23 protein-coding genes are annotated in these 23167 nt (G+C 57.5%); 17 read left to right on the top strand and 6 right to left on the bottom strand.

Annotated features, from left to right (window positions below; all coding sequences use genetic code 11):
* Positions 1-59: 59 nt before the first annotated feature.
* Together ABJL60_RS20555 and ABJL60_RS20550 are read left to right on the top strand one after the other, a co-directional pair.
* On the top strand, positions 60-1364 hold the full coding sequence (locus tag ABJL60_RS20555; protein WP_348291950.1) for an AAA family ATPase: 1305 nt from the start codon (positions 60-62) through the stop codon (positions 1362-1364).
* Positions 1361-2410, top strand: a complete 1050-nt coding sequence (locus ABJL60_RS20550) for a ParB N-terminal domain-containing protein (RefSeq protein ID WP_348291952.1) — start codon at positions 1361-1363, stop codon at positions 2408-2410. Before ABJL60_RS20555 ends, ABJL60_RS20550 begins: the two co-directional genes overlap by 4 nt.
* On the opposite strand, the gene bchO is transcribed toward ABJL60_RS20550, so the two are convergent.
* From bchO to crtA, 4 genes are read right to left on the bottom strand one after another with little or no spacing between them, the layout of a single operon-like run.
* Positions 2395-3279, bottom strand: coding sequence for an alpha/beta fold hydrolase BchO (gene bchO, locus ABJL60_RS20545; protein ID WP_348376290.1), 885 nt, complete (start codon positions 3277-3279; stop codon positions 2395-2397). The genes ABJL60_RS20550 and bchO overlap by 16 nt on opposite strands.
* A 1-nt stretch (position 3280) precedes the next feature.
* Positions 3281-4948 (bottom strand): magnesium chelatase subunit D, encoded by a 1668-nt coding sequence (locus ABJL60_RS20540; RefSeq protein ID WP_348376291.1) that lies wholly within the window; start codon positions 4946-4948, stop codon positions 3281-3283.
* Complete coding sequence (gene bchI / locus ABJL60_RS20535; protein WP_348376292.1) at positions 4945-5949, bottom strand: magnesium chelatase ATPase subunit I; 1005 nt, start codon at positions 5947-5949, stop codon at positions 4945-4947. Before bchI ends, ABJL60_RS20540 begins: the two co-directional genes overlap by 4 nt.
* Positions 5946-6656, bottom strand: a complete 711-nt coding sequence (crtA, locus tag ABJL60_RS20530) for a spheroidene monooxygenase (protein ID WP_348376293.1) — start codon at positions 6654-6656, stop codon at positions 5946-5948. The genes bchI and crtA overlap by 4 nt, the downstream gene beginning before the upstream one ends.
* A gap of 95 nt (positions 6657-6751) precedes the next feature.
* Here crtA and ABJL60_RS20525 point away from each other — a divergent pair, with 95 nt between their 5' ends.
* Genes ABJL60_RS20525 through ABJL60_RS20515 form a run of 3 tightly spaced genes read left to right on the top strand, consistent with a single transcriptional unit; the run spans position 6752 to position 9797 of the window.
* Entirely contained in the window at positions 6752-8299 is a 1548-nt protein-coding gene (locus tag ABJL60_RS20525) for a phytoene desaturase (protein ID WP_348376355.1), read from the top strand.
* Positions 8296-9330 (top strand): 15-cis-phytoene synthase, encoded by a 1035-nt coding sequence (gene crtB, locus ABJL60_RS20520; protein WP_348376294.1) that lies wholly within the window; start codon positions 8296-8298, stop codon positions 9328-9330. The genes ABJL60_RS20525 and crtB overlap by 4 nt, the downstream gene beginning before the upstream one ends.
* Before the next feature lie 5 nt (positions 9331-9335).
* A complete protein-coding gene (locus ABJL60_RS20515) occupies positions 9336-9797 on the top strand; it encodes a TspO/MBR family protein (protein ID WP_348376295.1) in 462 nt (153 codons plus the stop codon).
* A gap of 60 nt (positions 9798-9857) precedes the next feature.
* On the opposite strand, the gene crtC is transcribed toward ABJL60_RS20515, so the two are convergent.
* On the bottom strand, positions 9858-10700 hold the full coding sequence (crtC, locus tag ABJL60_RS20510) for a carotenoid 1,2-hydratase (RefSeq protein ID WP_348292153.1): 843 nt from the start codon (positions 10698-10700) through the stop codon (positions 9858-9860).
* Between the two features lie 26 nt (positions 10701-10726).
* Entirely contained in the window at positions 10727-12268 is a 1542-nt protein-coding gene (crtD, locus tag ABJL60_RS20505) for a 1-hydroxycarotenoid 3,4-desaturase CrtD (protein WP_348376296.1), read from the bottom strand.
* Positions 12269-12397: 129 nt separating this feature from the next.
* Here crtD and ABJL60_RS20500 point away from each other — a divergent pair, with 129 nt between their 5' ends.
* The 12 genes from ABJL60_RS20500 to pufC form a co-directional block, all read left to right on the top strand.
* Positions 12398-13291, top strand: a complete 894-nt coding sequence (locus tag ABJL60_RS20500; protein WP_348291968.1) for a polyprenyl synthetase family protein — start codon at positions 12398-12400, stop codon at positions 13289-13291.
* Positions 13288-14415, top strand: a complete 1128-nt coding sequence (locus ABJL60_RS20495) for a methyltransferase (RefSeq protein ID WP_348376297.1) — start codon at positions 13288-13290, stop codon at positions 14413-14415. Before ABJL60_RS20500 ends, ABJL60_RS20495 begins: the two co-directional genes overlap by 4 nt.
* Positions 14416-14551: 136 nt before the next feature.
* Entirely contained in the window at positions 14552-15487 is a 936-nt protein-coding gene (bchC, locus tag ABJL60_RS20490; RefSeq protein ID WP_348376298.1) for a chlorophyll synthesis pathway protein BchC, read from the top strand.
* A 2-nt stretch (positions 15488-15489) separates the two neighbouring features.
* Positions 15490-16491, top strand: a complete 1002-nt coding sequence (locus tag ABJL60_RS20485; RefSeq protein ID WP_348291974.1) for a chlorophyllide a reductase iron protein subunit X — start codon at positions 15490-15492, stop codon at positions 16489-16491.
* Between the two features lie 68 nt (positions 16492-16559).
* A complete protein-coding gene (gene bchY, locus ABJL60_RS20480) occupies positions 16560-18059 on the top strand; it encodes a chlorophyllide a reductase subunit Y (RefSeq protein ID WP_348376356.1) in 1500 nt (499 codons plus the stop codon).
* A gap of 91 nt (positions 18060-18150) precedes the next feature.
* Entirely contained in the window at positions 18151-19632 is a 1482-nt protein-coding gene (bchZ, locus tag ABJL60_RS20475) for a chlorophyllide a reductase subunit Z (RefSeq protein ID WP_348376299.1), read from the top strand.
* Positions 19629-19862, top strand: coding sequence for a cytochrome PufQ (gene pufQ / locus ABJL60_RS20470; protein WP_348291978.1), 234 nt, complete (start codon positions 19629-19631; stop codon positions 19860-19862). The genes bchZ and pufQ overlap by 4 nt, the downstream gene beginning before the upstream one ends.
* Before the next feature lie 202 nt (positions 19863-20064).
* Positions 20065-20214, top strand: a complete 150-nt coding sequence (gene pufB, locus ABJL60_RS20465; RefSeq protein WP_108830296.1) for a light-harvesting antenna LH1, beta subunit — start codon at positions 20065-20067, stop codon at positions 20212-20214.
* A gap of 14 nt (positions 20215-20228) precedes the next feature.
* Positions 20229-20387 carry a light-harvesting antenna LH1, alpha subunit gene (gene pufA / locus ABJL60_RS20460; RefSeq protein WP_108830295.1) on the top strand — a complete coding sequence of 53 codons (159 nt, stop codon included), beginning with the start codon at positions 20229-20231 and terminating at the stop codon, positions 20385-20387.
* A 169-nt stretch (positions 20388-20556) separates the two neighbouring features.
* The gene (gene pufL, locus ABJL60_RS20455) at positions 20557-21408 is read left to right on the top strand and encodes a photosynthetic reaction center subunit L (protein WP_108830396.1); all 852 of its coding nucleotides are present in this window, start codon (positions 20557-20559) and stop codon (positions 21406-21408) included.
* Between the two features lie 3 nt (positions 21409-21411).
* The gene (pufM, locus tag ABJL60_RS20450; RefSeq protein WP_348291981.1) at positions 21412-22401 is read left to right on the top strand and encodes a photosynthetic reaction center subunit M; all 990 of its coding nucleotides are present in this window, start codon (positions 21412-21414) and stop codon (positions 22399-22401) included.
* Between the two features lie 3 nt (positions 22402-22404).
* A partial coding sequence (pufC, locus tag ABJL60_RS20445; protein WP_348502190.1) for a photosynthetic reaction center cytochrome PufC occupies positions 22405-23167 on the top strand: 763 nt, incomplete at its 3' end.

Here is a 23167-nt window from a genome sequence, read left to right as displayed (position 1 = left end):
AAAACACAAAAATAGCGTCCCCACGGGGACAGCATATAGACACCAGCGACAGGCATACCATGTTCACACACGCAGATCTCGCCCAGTTACAGGCCCAATCCTTGAAGATGCAGGGCTTTATCCGGCAGCAGACGTTTTCACCCCAGAATGAAAAATCGCTGCGGCGGTTTTCAAGCTGGGAGGTGGCAGAGCTGATTTTTGAGGTGAACCAATCCACTATGCGCGGGCGCTTGGCCGCTGACCCCACCCTGCCCCAGGGCACAGTGGAAGAAGACGGGCGGCAACGCTGGTATAGCCTTGAGGAAATCAACGAATTGCGCCGCCGTTTGAAGGTGAACCGCAAGTCGCTGATGCCCAAACGCCCCGCTGGAAAACGGGCAATGCGGGCGGCCATTGCCAACTTTAAAGGGGGCGCAGGCAAGTCCACAGTGGCGTTGCACTTTGCCCATGCCGCAGCCCTTGATGGCTACCGCGTGCTCTGTGTCGACTTTGATCCGCAGGCTACGCTCAGTCACTCCATGGGTCTCACCGATGTGGCCGAGGAATATACCGTCTGGGGCATCATGGCGCGGGATTTGGCCGCAGAAACCAACCGCATGAACTCTGCCGCGCAAGGCGCCGAAAGCGGGGCCGCCCTGCCCCAACGACGTTTGCCCCAATCCATCGCCGACATGGGGTTGGAAGGGTTGCGGGCCGCTGATTTTATCAAGCCAACAAACTGGCCGACCATCGACATTGTACCCAGCTGTGCCAACGCGGCCTTCGTTGAATTTGCCAGCGCCCAATACCGCCACATGAACCCCGAATGGTCTTTCTTCGCAGCTGTGTCGCGGTTCCTTGATCAGCTGCCGGCGGATGCCTACGATGTGATCTTGTTCGATTGCCCCCCTGCGATCGGCTACCAATCGATGAACGCGGTGTTCGCCGCCGACATGCTTTATATCCCTTCTGGCCCCGGCTATTGGGAATACGATTCAACGACATCTTTCATCGGGCAATTGTCCGAGGCGCTTGAAGATTTGTCGCGCTTTCAGGGTCTTGTCCCCGCGGGGACAATGAACTTGCCCAAGGCGTTTCTTGATCTGCGTTTCCTGATCACACGGTTTGAGCCGAACAACGAATTGCACCGCGCAATGCAGTCTGCCTTTGGCAAAGTGTTCGGGGACAGATTGACGGAACATCCCATCGAAATGACGCGTGCCGTTGAGCAATCGGGGCGGTTTTTGTCGTCGATCTATGAAATCGACTACCGCGATATGACACGCGAAACATGGCGACGTGCGCGGGCGTCTTTTGATCAGGCCTATGCTGAATTTCGCACCAATCTGACAGATGCCTGGGACAAACTGGAGGACGAGACATGAGCAAGCGCCGCGTATTCGACATCGACTTTGAAGCAGAGCCTGCACCGGCAATATCCACAGTGGGCGAAACCCGGCGCGGGCCTATGGCGTCTGCCATTTCCGAAAACGCCGCAGCACTGACAGAACGCCAATCCGCCGAGGCTGACATTCGCGCGGAAAACGATCGTCTTGCCCATGAATATGTCGCGTTGAAAAAAGACGGCGCTATCGTGGCGCGGGTCGCGTTGACGGATATTCACACCACCAAGCTGATCCGCGACCGGGCTGCATCACGCGACCCTGAACTGGCGGAATTGAAGGCGTCCATTCAAGCTGTGGGCCTGTCCAACCCGATTCACGTGGAAGACATCGGCGGCGGCTACGAATTGATCCAAGGCTTTCGTCGTTTGTCGGCCTATCAGGAATTGTATCAAGAGACGCGCGACCCGATGTACGCGCAAATCCCAGCAACTTTGCAGGCCAGCGGTGTGCAACTGGATCATCTGTATCGCCGTATGGTGGATGAAAACCTTGTGCGGCGCGATATCTCATTTGCTGAAATGGCGCAGTTGGCATTGTCGTATTCCAAGCGTTCAGACACGACAGCCGCCCGCGATGCTGTGGACATTCTGTTCGCCTCGGCAGGACGGCAAAAGCGCAGCTACATTCGCCACTTTGCCCATCTGCTGCAAGTCCTTGGCCGTGATCTGATGCATGCCGAAGCCATTCCGCGCGCCTTGGGTTTGAAGGTGGTGAAGGCAATTGAAAGCAATCCCAAGCTGGTCACTCAGATCGCGGCGGTTCTTAGGGCGCATCCAAAACGCGATGCCTCTGAGGAATTGGGCATTCTGTCCGCAAGTCTCACAGGCCCGAAACGCGCCGCGGCACCTATTTCTGCGAAATCCAGTGCGAAGACGACGCTTAAATTGAACCGGCCTGAGGGTCAGGCAAGGTGCACCGCGACGGATGGGCGTTTCGAAGTTCAGTTGGATCGAAATTTCGGTGCAATAGATCAACGCAAACTGGAGGCTGCGGTGCGTAGCTTTTTGGATCAGCTGGCGGATTGATCAACAAAGTCGATTATGGGTCTAAACACCTGATTAGGGTCTTCTTCGTGCGCCAAGTGGCCCAACCCTTCAAGAACCATTGACCGGGCGCAGGGTAGGGCGTGGGCCGCGTTTGTGGATACAGTCGCTGGAACCGTCTTGTCTTGCGCCCCAGCCACCAGCAGCGTTTGGGTGCTGATTGAGTGTAGCCTGCCCAACAGTGCGTCCAAAGACCACTGAGACATCATCAATAGTGCCCCATCCACATGGTCACGGTCAGAGATCAAACGTGTATATAAGTCGATCTGATCGGGGGTAAGATTTGACCCTGTTCCGCCAATTAGAGACTGAACCCGCGCTTGTTTGCCTGCCAATTCGGAAAACACTTTTGCGGTGAACGGAAGGGCGGCCAGCGCTTTTGCCATCGCCGGGAAAAGCACGCCTGCGATGCCTTCAAATGTGCTTAAGGCCGCGTTGATACCGATGACTTTCGGAACCTGTCCCCGCGGGGACAAAATGGTGTCGCATATTTCAAGTGCAAGGGCGCAGCCAGCTGAATGACCAATGATGATGTCTGGCTTCCAACCTTGTTTTTGGCACAGCGCCGCGATGTCTTCGGCCATGGGTGGCAGGCCGCTTCGGTGCCGTGCACCGAGCTGTGTGAAACCATGTCCAGGCAGATCGATTGCCACGACAGTGAAGCGGTCCGCCAAAAGCGGCATAAGCCCTGCAAAGCTGTGTGTGCTGCCCCCTGCCCCATGCAAAAGCAAAGCGACCGGTCCCTGCCCCATCTGTTGCCCCATGTGCTGTACGTGCCATCGGTGTGGTGGGTTAAAGATGCGCTGTGACACATCGCTGTGTGGCCAGTCTGTGGGCACAGGCCACTTCATATCAAACCTCAGCCAAGGATGCGTTGACCGCCGCGCTTAGCCGTTCGGCGTTGGCGCGTGGCAAGGCGATGTATGATCCGTCAAGGGCCGCTGACAGCTGTTTAAGCTGTGGTTCGGGTCGGTTGCTCATGTCGATGACCAATGCAGGTATCCCATTTGTGCGAATGACCCCTGCACAGGCAATGGCATCATTTGCAGCTTGGGCCCGTCCCGCCGTGCCGTCCAGTCCCACATTGGCGCGTCCATCGGTGATCAGAACGACTGTGGGGGTCAGGCCCTTGGCGCGTCCGGCCTGAGCCATCAAAGCCGCTTCCTGCAATCCGTTTGCCAAAGGCGTGCCACCTCCGCCGGGCAGGGCAGCGAGCCGTTTCTTTGTTTGTACAAGTGACTTGGTGGGGGGCAGTAAAACGTCTGCGCTTGTACCTTTGAAGGCGATCAGCGCCACATGGTCGCGTGTTGCGTAGGCTTGTGCCAGCAACAGTTCAATCGCGCCCTTTGCTTCGCCCAGGCGTGAGACGGCGGTGGATCCGGACGCGTCTACCGCAAAAACCAATAGCCTGTCAGAACGTTCCTGATAGCGTTTGACACGAATGTCAGACGGCCTGATGTGCAGGCCGTCCGCATCGGGGCGTTGCTTTGCCCGCACGGACTGCCAAGGTGCCGCTGCGCGAAGTGTTGCGACCAGATCGATGCGGTGTGTGCCGTCCAGTTTGCCGGGTTGCGAGGGCAGGGGGCGACCACGCCGGTTCGAAGTTCGCTTCAATCCTGCGCCTGACCCTGCCGCTTTGCGGGTTGTCCCCGCGGGGACAAGTGCTGCCAAAACATCCGCAGGCAGAACGGCTTTTACCGCATCGACCAACATGTCGCCGTCAGGCAGTGCATCATGGTTGGCGTTCCCGTCATCGGCGCCGTCACGTTCTGTCTGGGGCAGGGCGTCTTCGGCGGTTTCTTCTTCTGGTGGGGCAGGAAAGTGCAAGGCGCGTGGGGCAAGAACCAAGGCTGCCGCTGTGTCCAGATCCGTTTGTTCAACGGAAATTCGTCCATGTAGTGCCGCGTGGGCGCGGGCCGCTTTGATGGCTAACTGGGGGGCGCGTAAGCTTGTGATGCCCAGCTGATAGGCAAGGGCGGTCAGCGCTTCGATTTGTTCACCGGTCGAGGTCACATCCGAAACGAGACCCTGCGGTGTCCCCGCGGGGACATGTGGCGCAGCCCTTGGTATGCGATCGTCGAACGCCACATGAAAAGCGAGCCGGTCAGATAGGGCAGGAGGGCAGGCCTCATCCGCGTCTGCCCCCTCGTCCAGCGCGACAACGCAGTGGTGCGGGTGTTTGTCCAAGGTCAAAGCCAGCTTTGCGGCCAATGCAGGGCTGCAACGTTCCGCCATGGTCAGCAAAAGGGCGCAGGGCGCTGACATTATACCATTCGTTTCAACGACTTGTCCGCTTGACAGCGTGGCCGCAATGTCAATTCCGCCAAAAAGCTGTTCGTCCGAAATGTTGGGGTGAATTTTGCGCTGCGGCAATGGGATATCCGTGAGGCTCTGCATCAAAGTGTCCCGGGCTGGACCTGCGCGCATGCGGATCACAGTGCCCCCCAACCCGACCGGATCTACGGCCAACAGCGCCATTGCCAGCAGGGCGCGATGCCAATTGGCGGCGGCGTCTGTCATGCCAGAACGGTGTCGAGGGTGCGCACGACACGGGTGGCAGAACCTGCATCATCCAAGGGATCGCGCCGCAATCGGTGGGACAATGCGATGGGTGCCACTGTGCGCAAGTGGTCGCGTGTGATTGTGTCATGCCCTTTGTAGGCTGCCAAGGCGCGGGCGCTGCGCAACAAAGTCAATTCGCCCCGCAAGCCATCTGACCCAAGCGCGATGCAAAGCGCTGCGCAATCATTCAGGATGTCATCCTCTTGCGTCACTGTCGGCAACAGGGCCTTTGCCTTAACGATCGCTTTGCGGATTTTTGCATCTTGTTTGGTGTAGATTTTCAGAAATGCATCTGTGTCACGTTCAAAGGCATCGCGGCGTTTGATGACTTCGACGCGTTCCTTGACGTCCTGAGGCGAGCGGACCTCGACGGAAAGACCAAAACGGTCAAGCAATTGGGGGCGTAATTCGCCTTCTTCCGGGTTGCCCGATCCCACCAGTACAAAGCGGGCCGGGTGGCGAATGGAAAGACCTTCGCGCTCAACCACATTTTCGCCAGACTGGGCCACGTCTAACAGAAGGTCTACAATGTGATCTTCCAGCAAGTTCACTTCGTCGATGTACAAATACCCACGGTTGGCACGGGCCAGCAAACCGGGTTCAAAGGCCTTTTCCCCACGTGTTAATGCGCGTTCAATATCCAAGGCCCCCACAACCCGATCTTCGGAGGCCCCCAAGGGCAGATCAACGACGGGTGTGGGGCATGAATATGTCTCTGTTGTGCGGTTTTGGGACCATTCCGGGCATTCATCTGCCGTCTCTGCGTTGATGGGGCAATCTTTGATGGCTGTGATGGGGGGCAACAGGGCCGCCAATGCGCGCACGGCTGTAGATTTTCCAGTTCCGCGATCCCCAAACACCAAAACGCCGCCTATTCCGGGATCGATTGCGGTCAGGATCATCGCTTGTTTCATGTCGGACTGGCCCACAATGGCCGAGAAAGGAAAAGGGGTCTTCATGCGGGTCTCTCTGTTTGGGTAAGGGGACTGGAACCGCCCCACGTGCCGCGATCACCGACGATGGTGAAGCGGGCGTAAAGTTCTTCCTTGAACCAGGATTCGTCTCTAACACTACGAATTGCGCGTGCATGAGGTCCGTCACGGCGTGCAAATTCCGCCATGCTGTGGGCATCGGGCCAGACCGAAAAGGTAATCTGGTTCAACAAAGGGGCTTCCCCGATGCCGATTTTGAACATGACATTCGGGTCGTCACCGATGACAGCGCTGATGTCGGGGACACGTTTCCAAAACCGCAGGACATTGCGGGTTTTGATGGTGGCGCGTGTCAGCACGGCCAAAGGACCTGCGTGGTGTTCATCCGACACATCAAAAGGGGCAGATCCTGCCCATTGGCCACGCACGGACGTTGTGTTCAAAAACACCGTCCATGTTTCGGAAGCATGTTTGACATAGCGCTGAAAAATACCAGCCGATGAGGTGCGCGCCTGTGCGGTTTGCGCGTCAGGCCAAGTGGCCAGAATCGCAAAAACTTTTGGATTGGGGGCAACATCAAAGCCGACCCCCGCGCCAGATCCGCACAGCTTCCAGAAACCGATATCCGCCACACGTGGCAGGATTGCGCGCGCAGCAACCATCATGGACATGGCCCAAAGCCTGTCTTGCCACCTGTCAAAGCGGAAAAAGGATATACTGATCGTCTGGGTCATTCTTGCACTGTCGTTTGGCATATTCTGCGTAAAGCTAGGGTACGGCTCAGGAAAGAATTGTCAACTAAACTAGACACATGTATCGTCTGATTATGATGACACGTGTTGAGCCGCTTGATTCCTTCGTTGCAGACACTGATGCACCGGCCCGCCCGAAAGCCGTTGTGATTGGCGCGGGGCTTGGTGGTTTGGCCGCAGCGATGCGCCTTGGGGCCAAGGGCTATGCCGTCACGGTTATCGACAAGCTTGACGTGCCCGGTGGGCGGGGCAGTGCCATTTGGCAAGATGGGCACCGTTTTGATCTGGGGCCGACCATTGTGACCGTGCCGCAGTTGTACCGCGATCTATGGGCGGCGTGCGGGCGTGATTTTGATGATGATATGACGCTGAAAGCGCTTGATCCGTTCTACGAAATTCGCTGGCCTGATGGCACCAAGTTTGTGGCCCAACAAGACACCGACAAGCTGCGGGCCGAAGTTGCGAAAATCTCGCCCGACGACGTGGCAGGCTTTGACAAATTCCTGAACGACAGCGCCAAGCGGTATTGGTTCGGCTTTGAGGATCTGGGCCGCCGGTCCATGCATAAACTGTGGGATCTGGTCAAAGTGCTGCCCACGTTTGGGATGCTGCGCGCCGACCGATCCGTGTATGCCCATGCCGCCAAGCGCTTTAAAAATGAAAAGCTGCGCATGGCCTTCAGTTTTCATCCGCTGTTTATCGGTGGTGATCCTGTTCATGTGACGTCAATGTATATCCTTGTGAGCTATCTCGAAAAGGAATTCGGTGTGCATTACGCCATGGGTGGCATCGCCGAGATGGCCCGCAAAATGGCAGATGTGATCGAGGATCAGGGCGGTGCGCTGTTGATGGACACCGAAGTGGATCGCATTTTGGTCAATGACGGCAAGGCGCAGGGTGTGCGTTTGACATCCGGCTTGGATATGGCGGCTGATGTGATCGTATCCAATGCTGATGCGGGCCATACTTATGATCGCCTGATGGCCGATGTCCCAAAGCGCCGGTGGACACCGGGCAAATTGAAAAAGACCCGCTATTCGATGTCTTTGTTTGTTTGGTATTTCGGCACCAAAGGCACCCGCGATATGTGGGGCGATGTGGGCCACCACACCATTTTGAATGCACCGCGTTACACCGAATTGCTCGACGACATTTTCATGAAGGGCAAATTGGCCGACGACATGAGCCTTTATGTCCATCGCCCTTCGATCACGGATCCGACTGTGGCACCGGATGGCGACGATTCGTTTTATGTCCTCAGCCCTGTGCCGCATCTGGGCCATGGTGGCGTGGATTGGAAAACCGAAGAACCCAAGTACAAGGCGAAGATGCTGCAGGTGCTTGAGGATCAGTTGTTGCCGGGATTGGCGGATAAGATCAGCACCGAAGTTGTCTTTACGCCGGAAACCTTCCGCGACCGCTACCTTAGCCCTCATGGTGCGGGTTTTTCGATTGAACCACGCATCCTGCAAAGCGCATGGTTCCGCCCCCACAACGTGTCTGAAGAAACCAAAGGCCTGTATCTGGTTGGGGCGGGCACGCATCCCGGTGCGGGCGTGCCTGGGGTGATTTCGACAGCTGAAGTTCTGGGCAAATTGGTGCCGGATGCGGAGACAGTGAAATGATAAATCCTGACGATCTTGAACAATGTCGTGATGCAATTCGCCATGGGTCTTTGTCTTTTCATGCCGCGTCACATCTGCTGCCCAAAAAGGTCCGTGATCCTGCCTTGGCGCTTTACGCGTTTTGCCGTTTGGCTGATGACGAAGTTGATTTGAAAGCGGACAAGGTGCGTTCCGTTTTGCGTTTGCGTGATCGGTTGGATCGCGTCTACGAAGGACGGCCGGAAAACGCGGCCCCTGACCGTGCTTTTGCGGCTGTGGTTGCCGATTTTGACATGCCTCGCGCTTTGCCTGATGCCTTGTTGGAAGGATTGGCATGGGACGCGGAGGCACGCAGATATAAGACCCTAAGTGGCACAATAGACTATAGTGCACGCGTGGCGTCGGCTGTTGGTGCAATGATGTGTGTGCTGATGGGGGTCCGCGACGCGGACGCTTTGGCACGGGCGTGTGATTTGGGTGTCGCGATGCAGCTGACGAACATTGCACGCGACGTGGGCGAAGATGCACTGGAAGGGCGTTTGTACCTGCCAACCGATTGGTTTGCAGAGGCTGGTGTGGATGTTGGCGCCTTTATGGCTGATCCGCGCGCGACGAAAGATATTCGCGCCATGGTGAAGCGGTTGGTGATGGAAGCGAACCGACTGTACTATAGATCCGAAGCAGGCTTGGGGGCGTTGCCAGTGGGCTGTCGCCCGGGAATTTATGCGGCACGGTTCATCTATGCGGGGATCGCAGGCAAACTGACGCGCATGGACTACGATTCGATCACGGCGCGGGCCCGCACCTCAAAGGCCCAAAAGCTGGGGTGGTTGGCCCAGTCCGTTGGTCGCAGTGGATTAAGCATGGTGATGCCGCGATCTGCGGTGCTGTATGCCAACCCCGTTCCAGAGGTGCAGTTTCTGGTCGACGCCACAAGCGATCCTCGCGAAAGACCGCGCAGTGACAAGCTGTTCGACGTGCTTGCCGCACTGGAACATCACAGCCGCGCGGAACGCGGTGGGTTGAACCAGACACCTGCGTCGCTTAGTTAGTTTTTATGTTTTGGCTTCTCTTCACATTGTTTATGGTGGCGTGCTTCAGCGCGGGTGCAACAGGTGGTCTGTTTCCACCGGGGGCTTGGTATCGCGACTTAAATAAACCGGTTTGGACGCCGCCTGACTGGGTATTTCCGGTCACGTGGATCACGCTGTACATTTGTATGTCTGCGGCGGGGGCCCGTGTGGCACTGGCAGAAGGCAACGGAATCGCGATGGCGTTTTGGTCGATCCAGATTGCGCTGAACGCATTGTGGACGCCTGTGTTCTTCGGTTTACAGAAAATCCGGCTTGGGTTGGCTGTGATCGGGGGGCTGTGGGTCGCCGTTTTGCTTGGTATGATTGCGCTCTGGCAGGTTGATACATTGGCGGGGATGTTGTTTGCGCCCTACCTGTTGTGGGTGACGATTGCTGCGGCCTTGAATGCGTCCGTTTGGAAGCTCAACCCTGAGCAAGCCGGCTAACTTCATCTCGCTAAATAAACCTCGGGGGAGTCTGCAAGACGGGGGCTGGCCCCCTGCATCCTATCCAAATACCCAGTTCCGTCTGCGGGGCACACGCACAGCCAACATCGGTTTAAGCAAAGGGTGGCGAAAACGGGTCAGATCCAAAGCCTCGTGAACACCAACTGTCTCAACGCCGTCCAGTTTCGTCCTTACGGCGGATCGGGAATAGAACGGCGCGTCCAGCATGTTCTGGTGCTGGGTCGGAACATAGCCTGCGTCGCTGCGTGTTTCGCGTTTGACGGCCCAAAGGCTGCGCTTCATCGCGGCTTTCGGGGGCAGGGGGATTTCACGGGCGGTGCCGTCAGCGTCAAAGGCAAAGCCAGCGGCCAATTCCGAACCATCCAACCGCGTGGCGTCATAAAAACAGGTGGCACCGTTTGCGGTAGGATACCGGCCCCACGTCCAATAGCTGAAATCATCCTCCAAGGCGCGGGTGCCAAAGTTGGCGTCAAAATAGCCTTCGCCGGACCACTGCCAGCCTGGGCGGTCAATGTCGACCTCGATGCGTGACTTGGGGGCGAAGGGGCGCCAGACATGCGCACCATCCGGCGTCAAAGGCAATTCGACACCTGTTATCGCCGAAGGCGTGACACGAATTTGGCCACGCACCCGCGACACCAGAGGCGGCGATGACACTTCGTCGATGTCAATGACAAGCTGGTCGCCGATCCAACGCATGGATGACGGGCCGACCTCAAGCCGTGATGCGGTCTGGCGCAGGGCAGGGGTGCCGCGATCCGTCATGGTGAAACGTCCGCCGGGGCCATAGGTCGCCACATTGATGCAGACGTTGTTTTGCGGGTTCTTGCGGCCTGACCATTTGTACCACGGCGAAAACACCGATCCGATAAAGCCGATCACCGACACCGCGCGGGCCCCGCAATCGCTTAAGCCGTCGACATACCACCAGGCGTAGCCGTTCGGGCAGACGTCGATGTTGAAGTTAGGTCGTTCCAGATCGCCTCGGCCGCGTGCTGCGCAGAGAGCGTCGCCATCGGGACGCCCGCTCCGGGATGTGTCCCGCCCCCGGCCAGATATAACCCGTTCACAGGGGTTTGTGTCGTGGGCCTTTGGAACGCGGCCAGCATCCCGTGCGGTGTTTGGCCGTAAAGTGCGCCCAGACTTGCCGGGAACATCGCGTCGAACATCTGCGGTGTCGTTATGCTGTTCGTGTGTGGTGTCGGACTGAAAGTCAGACCGAAGCCCGCCATCGTCTGAAGTGTCGATTGGTGCCATGTTTCCAGCTCCTGTGGGTCGGTGTCGGCATGGGTCGCCGGTGCGTTTGATATGATCTCGAAGCGTTCCAGGGGGGGTGGCGCTGCGCCCTTGCCGCGGTCCATCGCACAGATGTAAAGCGTGCGGCGTTCAGGAACGCGTCCTTGGGCAAGGCTTTGGAATTCTGCCTTCGGGTCGCCGTCAAAGAACACATTGTGATGTGCAAGGTCCGGACCACGTGGCGTCGCGGCAAAGCTATGGACCCGCGCCGACAGGCTGCGTTCCAGCCGTTTTGTTTGCGGCGCAATATGTGCGACATCCGGTCCAAGCTGGCCCGTTGCAAGTGCGCGGGGATCACCGGCGAACACGGCGCAATCACATGACAGCCGTTCGCCGCTTTGAAGCTTGATGCCGGTGACAGATCCGTTGTCTGTTTCGATGCTGTGCGTGTGGCAGTTGGTGCGCAATGTGCCGCCCATGCTGGTAAAACACGCTGCAATCGCTTTGGCCAGTTTGTGCATCCCGCCTTGCACAACCCAAACCCCTGCGGCTTCGGCCTGCCAGATCAGCGACAGGATCGCAGGCGACATTTGTGGCAAACCGCCCACATAGGTGGCGTAACGTGCAAAAAGCTGCGCAAGTCTCGGATCGTCGAAATCGCGGGCAAGGCTTTTGGCCAAAGACGACAACGGGGCCATATCACGGATCAGGCTTGGGTGTTTCAAGACGTGTTTTGTAAGGTTGGCGAGCGTCGGTTTTGGGCTGCGCATCATTGGCGCGTCAAAAGCGGCATACAGCCGTTTGGCTTTGGCACAAAACGTCTCAAACTGTTGTGCGGCCTCTGGTCCGGCAAACGCATGCACGGCTGCGCTGCTTTTGTCGGGGTCACTGTGCAGATCCAGCGTGCTGCCATCGGGCCAGAAATGCCGCGCCAGCGTGGGTTGTGCAATAAGCGTCACGTGATCTTCCAGCCGTGTTCCTGCGCTTTGGAACAGATCGTCAAAGACATGTCGCATGGTCAGCACCGTTGGGCCTGCATCAATGGGGCCTGCGTCCGATGCAACCGTGCGCATTTTGCCGCCCACCCAGCTGTGCCGTTCCACAACCGTCACGTCCAATCCCTGCGCCCGCAATCGCAGTGCAGTTGCAAGCCCTGCGATGCCGGCGCCGATCACGACAGCATGGGGGGCAAGCATATGGGATGGCTTGGGCATTGGGGCTCCGGGTTGGGATGGCGTGAGCTGATTGTTGACTCGTGAACGCAATGTGTCCAGTATGATTTACACTTTAGTGTCCGAATATCGTGACACATGCATGAAAATGCGCCAGTGAGAGGAGTCCACATGGGCCTGAATACCCGCATCGAAGCCGCGATTTCCAATGCAGTTAAAGTGGGACAAGCCAAGTTTCCGGACAACGCCGGGGCTGTGCCGCCGCGATTGGCTTCGGCACTGGCCTATGCCACAGCACCGGGTGGCGCACGTATTCGCCCCACCATACTGACCTCTGTTGCGATGGCGTGTGGTGATGACAAACCGATGCTGGCCGATGCTGCGGCGTCCGCGCTTGAGCTGATCCACTGTGCGTCACTTGTGCATGACGACTTGCCTTGCTTTGACGATGCGGACACCCGCCGTGGCAAGCCAACCGTGCATCTGGCCTATTCCGAACCTTTGGCGGTGCTGACGGGCGACAGCCTGATTGTGCTGGCTTTTGAAATTCTGGCCCGTCAGTCGTCTCATGCGCCCGATCGTGTGGCGCAAATGATTGTAACATTGGCCCAACGCACAGGCATGCCAGGGGGCATTTGTGCAGGCCAAGGCTGGGAAAGCGAAGCGCAGATTGATCTAAGCGCCTATCATCAGGCCAAGACAGGCGCATTGTTTATTGCGGCCACCCAGATGGGGGCCATCGCTGCGGGCCAAGAGGCAGAGCCGTGGTTCGAACTGGGTGCGCGCATCGGCGAAGCCTTTCAGGTCGCGGACGATTTGCGGGATGCGTTGTACGATGCCGACACATTGGGCAAACCTGCAGGGCAAGATGATCTGCACGGCCGTCCCAATGCGGTGACGCTGCTGGGGGTCCAAGGCGCGATCCAGCGTTTGAAAGACATCTTGGGGGGTGCGATTTCATCCATTCCAAGTTGCCCCGGCGAAGCGCAGCTGGCTGAAATGGTGCGTATGTATGCGGAACGTCTGACCCCCGTGGTCAGTCCGCAAAGCGTGCCTGGCGAATGACGGCGGACACCCCTGATCTGGGCCAATGGAAAGGCGGTTGGATCAACCGTTTGATTGCGCGCCCGGGGTTTCAAAGCTGGGCCAGCAAGTTTCCTTTAACCCGTGGTTTTGCGCGGCGTGACGGCGCGGTGTTGTTCGATGTGGTGCAGGGATTTGTTCAAAGTCAGGTTCTGATGGCTTTGGTCGAGATGGATATTTTCAAACGCCTGCGCGCAGGGCCAATGTCGCCCGAGACTTTGGGGCAAGCTTTGAATGTGGCCCCCGACCGGATGGAAATTGCGCTGCAGGCGGGGGCGGCGTTGAAGCTGCTGACACGCAAACGCGATGGTCGTTTTGCGCTGGCACGGCGGGGTGCGGCCTTGATGGGTGTGCCGGGACTTGAGGCGATGATCCGCCACCACAAAGCGTTTTACCGTGATCTTGAGGATCCGGTGGCTTTGCTGCGCGGTCCCGACCAGACAGAGCTGTCGCAATTTTGGCCCTATGTCTTTGGCGCGGCCAGCGCAGAAGACCCCGAGGTGGCACGCACCTATTCCGACCTTATGGCGCAAAGCCAAAAGCTGGTGGCTGAAGACACGCTGCGCATGACATCTTTCAAAGGCATCGCCACCTTGCTGGACGTGGGCGGCGGCACGGGGGCATTTTTGGAAACCGTTGGGCAGGTGCATACGGGTTTTGATTTACAGTTGTTCGATTTGCCTGCAGTCGTCCCTGACGCGCAGGCACGTTTTGATGCGGCGGGGTTGGCGGACCGCGTGACGCTTCATGCGGGGTCTTTTCGGGACGACGCTTTGCCAACGGGCGCCGATGCGATTTCGTTGATCCGTGTTCTGTATGACCATTCTGACGATACGGTGCGCAGTTTATTGCACAAAGTACACGCGGCGTTGCCTGCGGGGGGGCGGCTGATTGTGTCAGAGCCGATGGGCGGCGGCGCAAAGCCTGACCGGTCTGGCGATGTGTATTTTGCCTTCTACACCATGGCGATGCAAACCGGACGCACGCGATCCCCCCAACAGATTGAGGCGCTTTGCCGTGACGCAGGCTTTGAAAACATCCAAAGCCCGACGCCCGCCCGGCCTTTCGTGACGCGTGTTTTGACCGCGCAAAAACCATTGCTGTAAAATTTACCTGACACAAAAGTGTCTAAACTAATTGACACATGGCCGTGTCCACTTAGAATGACACTTACAGAATGTCGCACCCCCTGAGTCTGTCTTGGGAAAACGTGCCGCTTCATCATCGCCTTGGGAGGCTTACTTGGAAACCACCGCCGTTCTTCTGAAAGGTCCACGTGATCTAGAGGTCGAGACCCTCGCATTGAATGCGCCGGGTGTGGGGGATTTGGTGGTGGACGTCACACATTCCGGCATTTCCACAGGCACCGAAAAACTGTTCTGGACAGGCGATATGCCGCCATTCCCGGGCATGGGGTATCCTTTGGTGCCGGGGTATGAGGCGGCTGGCGAAGTGGTCGAGGCCGGTCCCTTGACCGGCTACAAGCCGGGCGACCGCGTGTTTGTGCCGGGTGCCAATTGCTTTGACGGGGCCTTTGGATTGTTTGGCGGTGCGTCCAATCGTTTGGTCACTGATTCCGAACGTGTCACACGCATTGATCCCGCTTTGAAAGAAGAAGGGGCTTTGCTGGCCCTTGCTGCCACTGCCCGCCATGCGATGGCTGGTATGAACAAAGCCGTGCCAGACCTGATTGTGGGCCACGGTGTTCTGGGTCGTTTGCTTGCGCGCCTGACAATTGCTTCGGGTGCTCCTGCGCCAACGGTTTGGGAAATCGACGAAAGCCGTCAAGCGGGTGCAACCGGCTATGAGGTTGTGCACCCCGACGCCGACACGCGCCGCGATTATACATCTATCTATGACGCGTCTGGTCAGGCGCAACTGCTGAACGATCTGGTGGGGCGCATAGCCAAGGGCGGTGAAATCGTTTTGGCCGGGTTCTATGCCACGCCTTTGTCGTTCGCCTTTCCGCCGGCCTTCATGAAAGAGGCGCGGTTTCGCATCGCTGCCGAATGGACGCGTGACGACCTGATGGCCACCCGCGCTTTGGTTGAAAGCGGCACGCTGTCTTTGGGCGGTCTGATCACACATCAAACGAATGCGGCCCAAGCGGCGGCCGCTTATGAACAGGCGTTCACGGATCCGTCCTGCCTGAAAATGATACTGAACTGGGAGCATTGACCGTGAAAGACGAAGTACCAAATCTAAAGGATTTCGATCAGCGTTTGCGTGATGAGGCCCACGAAGATCTGGCGGACATCATCGCCGAAGAGCCAACCAGCAAAACCCAGATCATTGCGATCTATGGCAAAGGCGGCATCGGCAAATCCTTTACGCTGGCCAACCTCAGCCACATGATGGCTGAACAAGGCAAACGCGTTTTGCTGATTGGTTGTGACCCGAAATCCGACACCACGTCTTTGCTGTTTGGCGGCAAGGCCTGCCCAACCATCATCGAAACCTCGACCCGCAAGAAACTGGCGGGCGAAGAGGTCGCCATTGGCGATGTCTGCTTCAAGCGCGGTGGTGTGTTTGCGATGGAGCTTGGCGGGCCGGAAGTGGGGCGCGGCTGTGGTGGGCGCGGCATCATCCACGGATTTGAACTGCTGGAAAAGCTGGGCTTTCACGATTGGGACTTTGATTACGTTCTGCTTGATTTTCTTGGCGACGTTGTCTGTGGCGGCTTCGGTCTGCCCATCGCCCGCGACATGGCGCAAAAGGTAATCTTGGTCGCGTCCAACGATTTGCAGTCTTTGTATGTCGCCAACAACGTGTGTTCTGCTGTGGAATATTTCCGCAAGCTGGGTGGCAACGTAGGCGTGGCCGGTCTGGTCATCAACAAAGACGACGGGTCGGGTGAGGCGCAGGCATTTGCGGAATCAGTTGATATTCCGGTCTTGGCCGCGATCCCGCAAAATGATGATTTGCGCAAGAAATCCGCCAACTACCAAATCGTTGGCACCGCCGAATCCGAATGGGGCGCATTGTTTGCGGCCCTTGGGGAAAACGTCGCTGTGGCCCCGCCTGTACGTCCGACGCCTTTGGATCAGGACGCTTTGCTGGGTCTGTTTGATGCGTCCGAAACGGGCGGTGACGTGGTGCTGGAACCTGCCACTGATATGGACATGCGTGGCAAGAATGCCGAACCCAAGCCGTCCCTTGAAGTGGTTTATGACGAAGCATGAGTGATGAAGTCACATATGACGCCACCGATGCGGTCGAGGTCACGACGGGGCACCTGCGTGAAGCGGAAATGCCTGCCGTGACGGGGGCGCCTGTCGATGGTCTTGGTTGTCATTCCGGGTCCGAGATGGAAAAGGCCGCGCGTATGGCGGGCAATTCCGAGATGTTGGACAAGTTTGCGGCGGATTATCCGCAAGGCCCCCATGACAAGCCGCAGTCGATGTGTCCTGCCTTTGGGTCTTTGCGTGTGGGTTTGCGCATGCGCCGTACGGCCACTGTGTTGTCTGGTTCTGCCTGCTGCGTTTATGGTCTGACCTTTGTGTCGCATTTTTATGGCGCGCGTCGGTCCGTTGGATACGTTCCGTTTAATTCCGAGACGTTGGTGACCGGCAAACTGTTCGAGGACATCCGCGAAAGTGTGCATGATCTGGCGGACCCTGAAAAATACGACGCGATTGTTGTGACCAACCTTTGTGTTCCGACGGCGTCCGGTGTTCCTTTGCGTCTGCTGCCGCGTGAGATTGATGGCGTGCGGGTTGTGGGCATTGATGTGCCGGGCTTTGGCATTCCGACCCACGCCGAGGCCAAGGATGTTTTGGCCGGTGCGATGTTGAAATATGCCCGCGAAGAGATTGAGGCGGGGCCTGTGGCGTCGCCTGCCGCTGGCAAGTCGGACCGTCCAACTGTGGCGCTTTTGGGCGAGATGTTTCCAGCCGATCCGATGATGATTGGCGCGATGCTGGCCCCGATGGGATTGGCGGCGGGGCCTGTTGTGCCGTGCCGCGAGTGGCGTGAACTTTATTCCGCGCTTGATAGTACCGTCGTGGCGGCGATCCATCCGTTTTATACCGCCTCTGTGCGTGAGTTTCAGGCCGCTGGCCGTCCTGTTGTTGGGTCTGCGCCCGTTGGCGTTGATGGCACAGCGGCGTGGTTGAAGGGTATCGGCGAGGCGCATGGCTGTACTGCGGATCAAATCGCTGCGGCGCAAAACGCGTTCTTGCCTGCGATCAAATCGGCCCTTGAAGGGGCCAAGATTGACGGCACCATCACGCTATCGGGCTATGAAGGCTCTGAATTGCTGGTCGCGCGGTTGATGATCGAAAGCGGGGCCACTGTGCCTTATGTGGGCACCGCCTGTCCGAAGACACCTTGGAATGCGGATGATTGCGCGTGGCTTGAGGCCAAGGGTGTGAAGGTTCAATTCCGTGCATCTTTGGAAGATGATTGTGCGGCGATGGAAGCGGTGCAGCCTGATTTGGCCATTGGCACGACACCTGTTGTGCAAAAGGCGAAAGAGCTGGGCATTCCGGGTCTTTATTTCACCAACCTGATTTCTGCGCGGCCTTTGATGGGGCCAGCGGGGGCTGGGTCTTTGGCCCAAGTCGTCAATGCGGCGATTGGGAACAAAGACCGCATGGCCCACATGAAGGCGTTTTTTGAGGGTGTGGGTTCTGGTGACACGGCAGGTGTCTGGGAGGGTGCGCCGAATGTGCGGCCAGATTTCCGTGCACAGAACCAGAAAAAGATTGAACGGCAAGCGAAGGCGGCGAAGGCCGCGCAGATGATTTGATGGGTGTGTTTGCATCATATGTTTGCAGTGGGGGCCAGCCCCCACACCCCCGAGGTTTATCTGGCGAGATGAAGCAGGGGGGTGCGGTCTGATGCTTGTGATGGATCATGATCGGGCTGGTGGCTATTGGGGTGCGGTTTATGCCTTTTGTGCCGTGAAGGGTTTGCAGTGTGTCATTGATGGCCCTGTGGGGTGTGAAAACCTGCCGGTGACCTCTGTTTTGCACTACACCGATGCGTTGCCGCCCCATGAGTTGCCGATTGTGACGACGGGGTTGGGTGAGGAAGAATTGGGCCGTGATGGCACCGAGGGTGCGATGAAGCGCGCTTGGGGTACGCTTGATCCGGCGTTGCCTGCGGTTGTTGTGACGGGGTCCATTGCCGAGATGATCGGTGGCGGTGTCACGCCCATGGGCACCAACATTCAGAGATTCCTGCCACGCACCATTGATGAAGATCAGTGGGAAGCGGCGGATCGTGCCATGACTTGGATCTTTACCGAGTTTGGCATGACGAAAGGGCGCATGCCGCCTGAAAAGAAACGCGAGGACCGTGCGCGTCCTCGCGTGAATATCCTTGGTCCGATGTATGGCACGTTCAACATGCCATCCGATCTGGCCGAGATACGACGGCTGGTCGAAGGGATCGGTTGTGAGGTCAATATGGTGATGCCCTTGGGCGCCCATGTTGCCGAAATGAGAGATCTGGTAAATGCGGATGTAAACATCTGCATGTACCGCGAGTTCGGGCGTGGATTGTGTGAGCTTCTTGCCAAGCCATACTTGCAAGCCCCGATAGGGATCGAGAGCACTACCAAATTCCTGCGCGCACTGGGGGATTTGGTGGGCCTCGATCCCGAACCTTTTATCGAACGTGAAAAGCATTCCACCATCAAACCGGTTTGGGATCTTTGGCGTTCTGTCACGCAGGATTTCTTTGCCACCGCGTCCTTTGCGATTGTAGCAAATGAGACTTACACGCGCGGCATCCGACAGTTTCTTGAGGACGACATGGGGCTTCCTTGTGCTTTTGCGGTCGCCCGCACGGCTGGCAAGAAAACCAACAACGAAGAAGTCCGTGCGATGATGGGCCAGAAACGCCCGCTGATCGTGATGGGGTCTATCAACGAAAAGATGTATTTGGCTGAGCTTAAGGCAGGTTTCGGCCCAGCCCCTGCGTTTATTCCGGCGTCCTTTCCGGGGGCTGCGATCCGTCGCGCCACAGGCACGCCGTTTATGGGATATGCGGGGGCGACTTATATGGTGCAGGAAGTGTGCAACGGGCTGTTTGATGCCTTGTTCCACATCCTGCCTTTGGCGTCTGAGATGGACGCCGCCGAGGCCACCCCAACGACCCTGCGTCGCGATTTCCCATGGGACGCCGACGCCCAAGACATGCTGGACCGCATTGTGGAACAGCATCCGATCCTAACCCGAATTTCCGCGGCAAAAACCCTGCGCGATGCGGCTGAGCAAGCAGCCCTCGCGAATGGTGCGGAACGTGTGGTTTTGGAAACTGTGCGCGCATTGGACCCGTTGACCGGGTCACAACCAACTGGAGGAGAGACGACATGACTGACCTCACGTCGAATACCCCGATGGAGCAGTCCGCTGCCCCGAAACGAAATGCGCAAAAGACCGAGTTCATGGTTTATTTTGCCGTGATCTTTGTGGCGACTTTGCCGCTGGCTTGCCTGACGTGGGCGCTGGCTGCGTTCAAGTCGCGATCGTTCACGGACAAAGGGCCAATGGCCCGCGCCTGGACCCAAGCCCGCATCATAACGCCTATGATTTTTTCGCGGTGACCCGCGAGCACACTGACAGTGTGACGATGATTTTCAGCCACTAAGGCTGAGACCCATCCCCGAAATTCCCGGCTTGTGTGCGCCTGTTGGGAACACGAACTGGACGTCTGGCAACAGGCGGACAGAGCCCCGAGGGGGGAGACCCCTAAAGGACCCGGCCGCGGGGTGCGCGGCGTCAGCATAACCTCCCGGAGGAATAATTATGGCTGATAATACAAACCTGTCTTTCACAGGTCTCACAGACGAACAGGCGCAAGAATTGCATTCTGTCTACATGAGCGGGCTCTGGCTGTTTACAGCAGTTGCCGTGGTTGCTCACTTGGCAGTCTTCATTTGGCGCCCGTGGTTCTAAGGAGGGATTGATAAATGGCAAAGTTCTACAAAGTCTGGCTCATTTTTGATCCACGCCGTGTGTTTGTCGCACAAGGCGTTTTCCTGTTCCTGCTGGCAGCGATGATTCACCTCGTCCTGCTGAGCACCGAGCACTTCAACTGGTTCGAACTGGCGGCGCAAAACGCGCAGTAAGTTCAAAAGGCGTGCCTTTCGGGGCATGCGTTTGAACCAGTGATCCAAGGAAAGCCAAAGTAAAGCTGCGGGCGAGGCGCATGTCGCGACGCCCGCAGCAAACCAATCACTTGTTATGACGGCAGCCGTCCCATTCGGGGCACAAGCCACCAATTGCGGAGACATGAAGATGGCGTTGCTCAGCTTCGAAAGAAAATATCGCGTCCGCGGAGGGACGTTGGTCGGCGGTGATCTGTTCGACTTTTGGGTAGGTCCATTTTATGTCGGCTTCTTTGGGGTCACGACTGCCTTTTTCGCCTTGTTAGGCACCATTTTGATCTTTTGGGGCGCCTCGCAGCAGGGCACCTTTAATCCGTGGCTGATCAACATTGCGCCACCAGACCTAAGCTATGGTTTGGGCATGGCGCCCTTGTTGGAAGGCGGCCTTTGGCAGATCATCACCTTCTGCGCCACCGGTGCTTTCATCAGCTGGGCGCTGCGCGAGGTCGAAATCTGCCGCAAGCTGGGCATGGGCTATCACGTGCCTGCCGGCTTCGCCTTTGCCATTCTGGCCTATGTCACGCTGGTCATTTTCCGCCCTCTTCTGATGGGCGCATGGGGCCACGGTTTCCCTTACGGGATTTTCAGCCACCTCGATTGGGTCAGCAACACCGGCTACGCCTATTTGCATTTCCATTATAACCCGGCCCACATGCTGGCGGTGACCTTGTTCTTCACCACCACATTGGCGCTGGCTTTGCATGGCGCGTTGATCTTGTCTGCGGCGAACCCCGAAGAGGGCGAAGAGGCCAAGACCCCCGATCACGAAGACACGTTTTTCCGCGACTATATCGGCTATTCTATCGGCACCCTAGGCATCCACCGGGTTGGTTATCTGTTGGCTTTGAACGCTGTGTTCTTTTCTGCCGTGTGCATCATCATCTCTGGTCCCGTCTGGACCGCTGGCTGGCCCGAGTGGTGGAACTGGTGGTTGGACATGCCAATCTGGGGCGCGGACCCCATGCCTGTAGGAGGACTGTGATCCATGTTTAATACCTATCAAAACATCTTCAATCAGGTGCTGGTTCAGGGCAATCCCGAATGGGGCATGGATGACAGCGGCGAGTTGATGAAGGAACGCACGCTTAAGCCTTTCTTCTCACGCCTTGCGGGCTTCATCGGCAACGCCCAAATCGGGCCGGTCAATGCCAACATGTACGGGATCATTTCCTGCGTGTGCTTCATGATCTGGTTCAATATCGTGGGCTTTTCCTTTTTGGTTCAGGTGGACTGGTCTGTGCCTGAACTTCTGCGCCAGTTGTTCTGGCTGGCGTTGGAACCCCCCGGTCCCGAATACGGGCTGAGCATGCCACCATTGAACGACGGCGGTGCGTTTATCATTGCCGGCATGTTCTTTCTGGTGGGTTGCGTCACATGGTGGTTGCGCACCTATCAATTGGCGCAACAGCACAAGATGGGCAAACATGTGGCCTGGGCCTTTGCGGCTTTGCTGTTCCTGATCCTTGTGCTTGGTTTGATCCGGCCCGTGCTGATGGGCAGCTGGTCCGAGGCCGTGCCTTATGGCATCTTCCCGCACCTTGACTGGACGACCGCGTTCTCGATCCGCTATGGCAACCTTTATTACAACCCGTTCCACTGTCTTTCGATTGTGTTCCTTTATGGGTCGGTTCTGTTGTTTGCGATGCACGGCGGCACCATTCTGGCCGTCACGCGTTACGGCGGCGACCGCGAGTTGGAACAGATCTATGACCGTGGCACCGCCACCGAACGCGCCGCTTTGTTCTGGCGCTGGACCATGGGCTTTAACGCCACCATGGAAGGCATCCACCGCTGGGCTTGGTGGTTCGCGGTTCTGACCCCGATCACGGGCGGCATCGGCATCCTGCTGACAGGCACCGTCGTCGACAACTGGTTCATCTGGGCGCAAGAACACAACTTTGCACCAATGTATGACGGCTCATATGGCTACGAGGACTACGGATCTTACGAAGCCTTCATCGGGAAGGAGAACTAAGCGATGTTTCCCAAGTGGTTTGACAAATGGAACGCTGACAACCCCGTCAACATCTTTGGCCCTGCCATTGCTGTTGGCGCGGTGGGCAGCGCGATCTTTGCAGCAGCGTTGATCGTGACCTGGGGCAACCCGGCCCAAACAAGCAGCATGCAAACGGGGCCACGCGGCACGGGCATGTCGGTGCCGGAATTCAACGTGGCTTTGGCCAAAGCTGATCCCGATATCGCAAACTTCGACACGGCAGATGAGCCGTGGATTCCCGAAGGCGACGAAGATCTGGCCAAAGACATCTATCAAAACGTGCAGGTTCTGGGCGATTTGACAGAAGACAACTTCAACCGGGTCATGGCCGCCATGACGCAGTGGATCGCGCCGGAAGAAGGCTGCGCCTATTGCCATGGCGATGCGGACCTTGAGGACTATGGCAACGACGATCTGTACACCAAAGTTGTTTCGCGCCGGATGATCGAGATGACGCAAGCCATCAACGAAGAATGGGATGGTCACGTCAACGCCAACAAAGAGGTCGGTGTGACATGCTATACATGCCACCGTGGCGAACATGTGCCTTCCAACATCTGGTTCCGTATCAACCCTGTGAATGCCAAAACCGCAGGCTGGTCTGCCAACCAGAACCGCGCCACGTCGCTTAGCCAATCGACGTCATTGCCGTCGGACGCTTTGGAAAAATACCTGCTTGAGGAAGAAACCATTGCCGTGCACAGCCTTGAAAGCCGTGAAGCGGGTGTGCCGGGTCAGGATGATT

The organism is Ascidiaceihabitans sp. (assembly GCF_039986515.1).
Classification (GTDB): Bacteria; Pseudomonadota; Alphaproteobacteria; order Rhodobacterales; family Rhodobacteraceae; genus Ascidiaceihabitans.
This window is presented reverse-complemented; position numbering and strand designations above follow the sequence as displayed.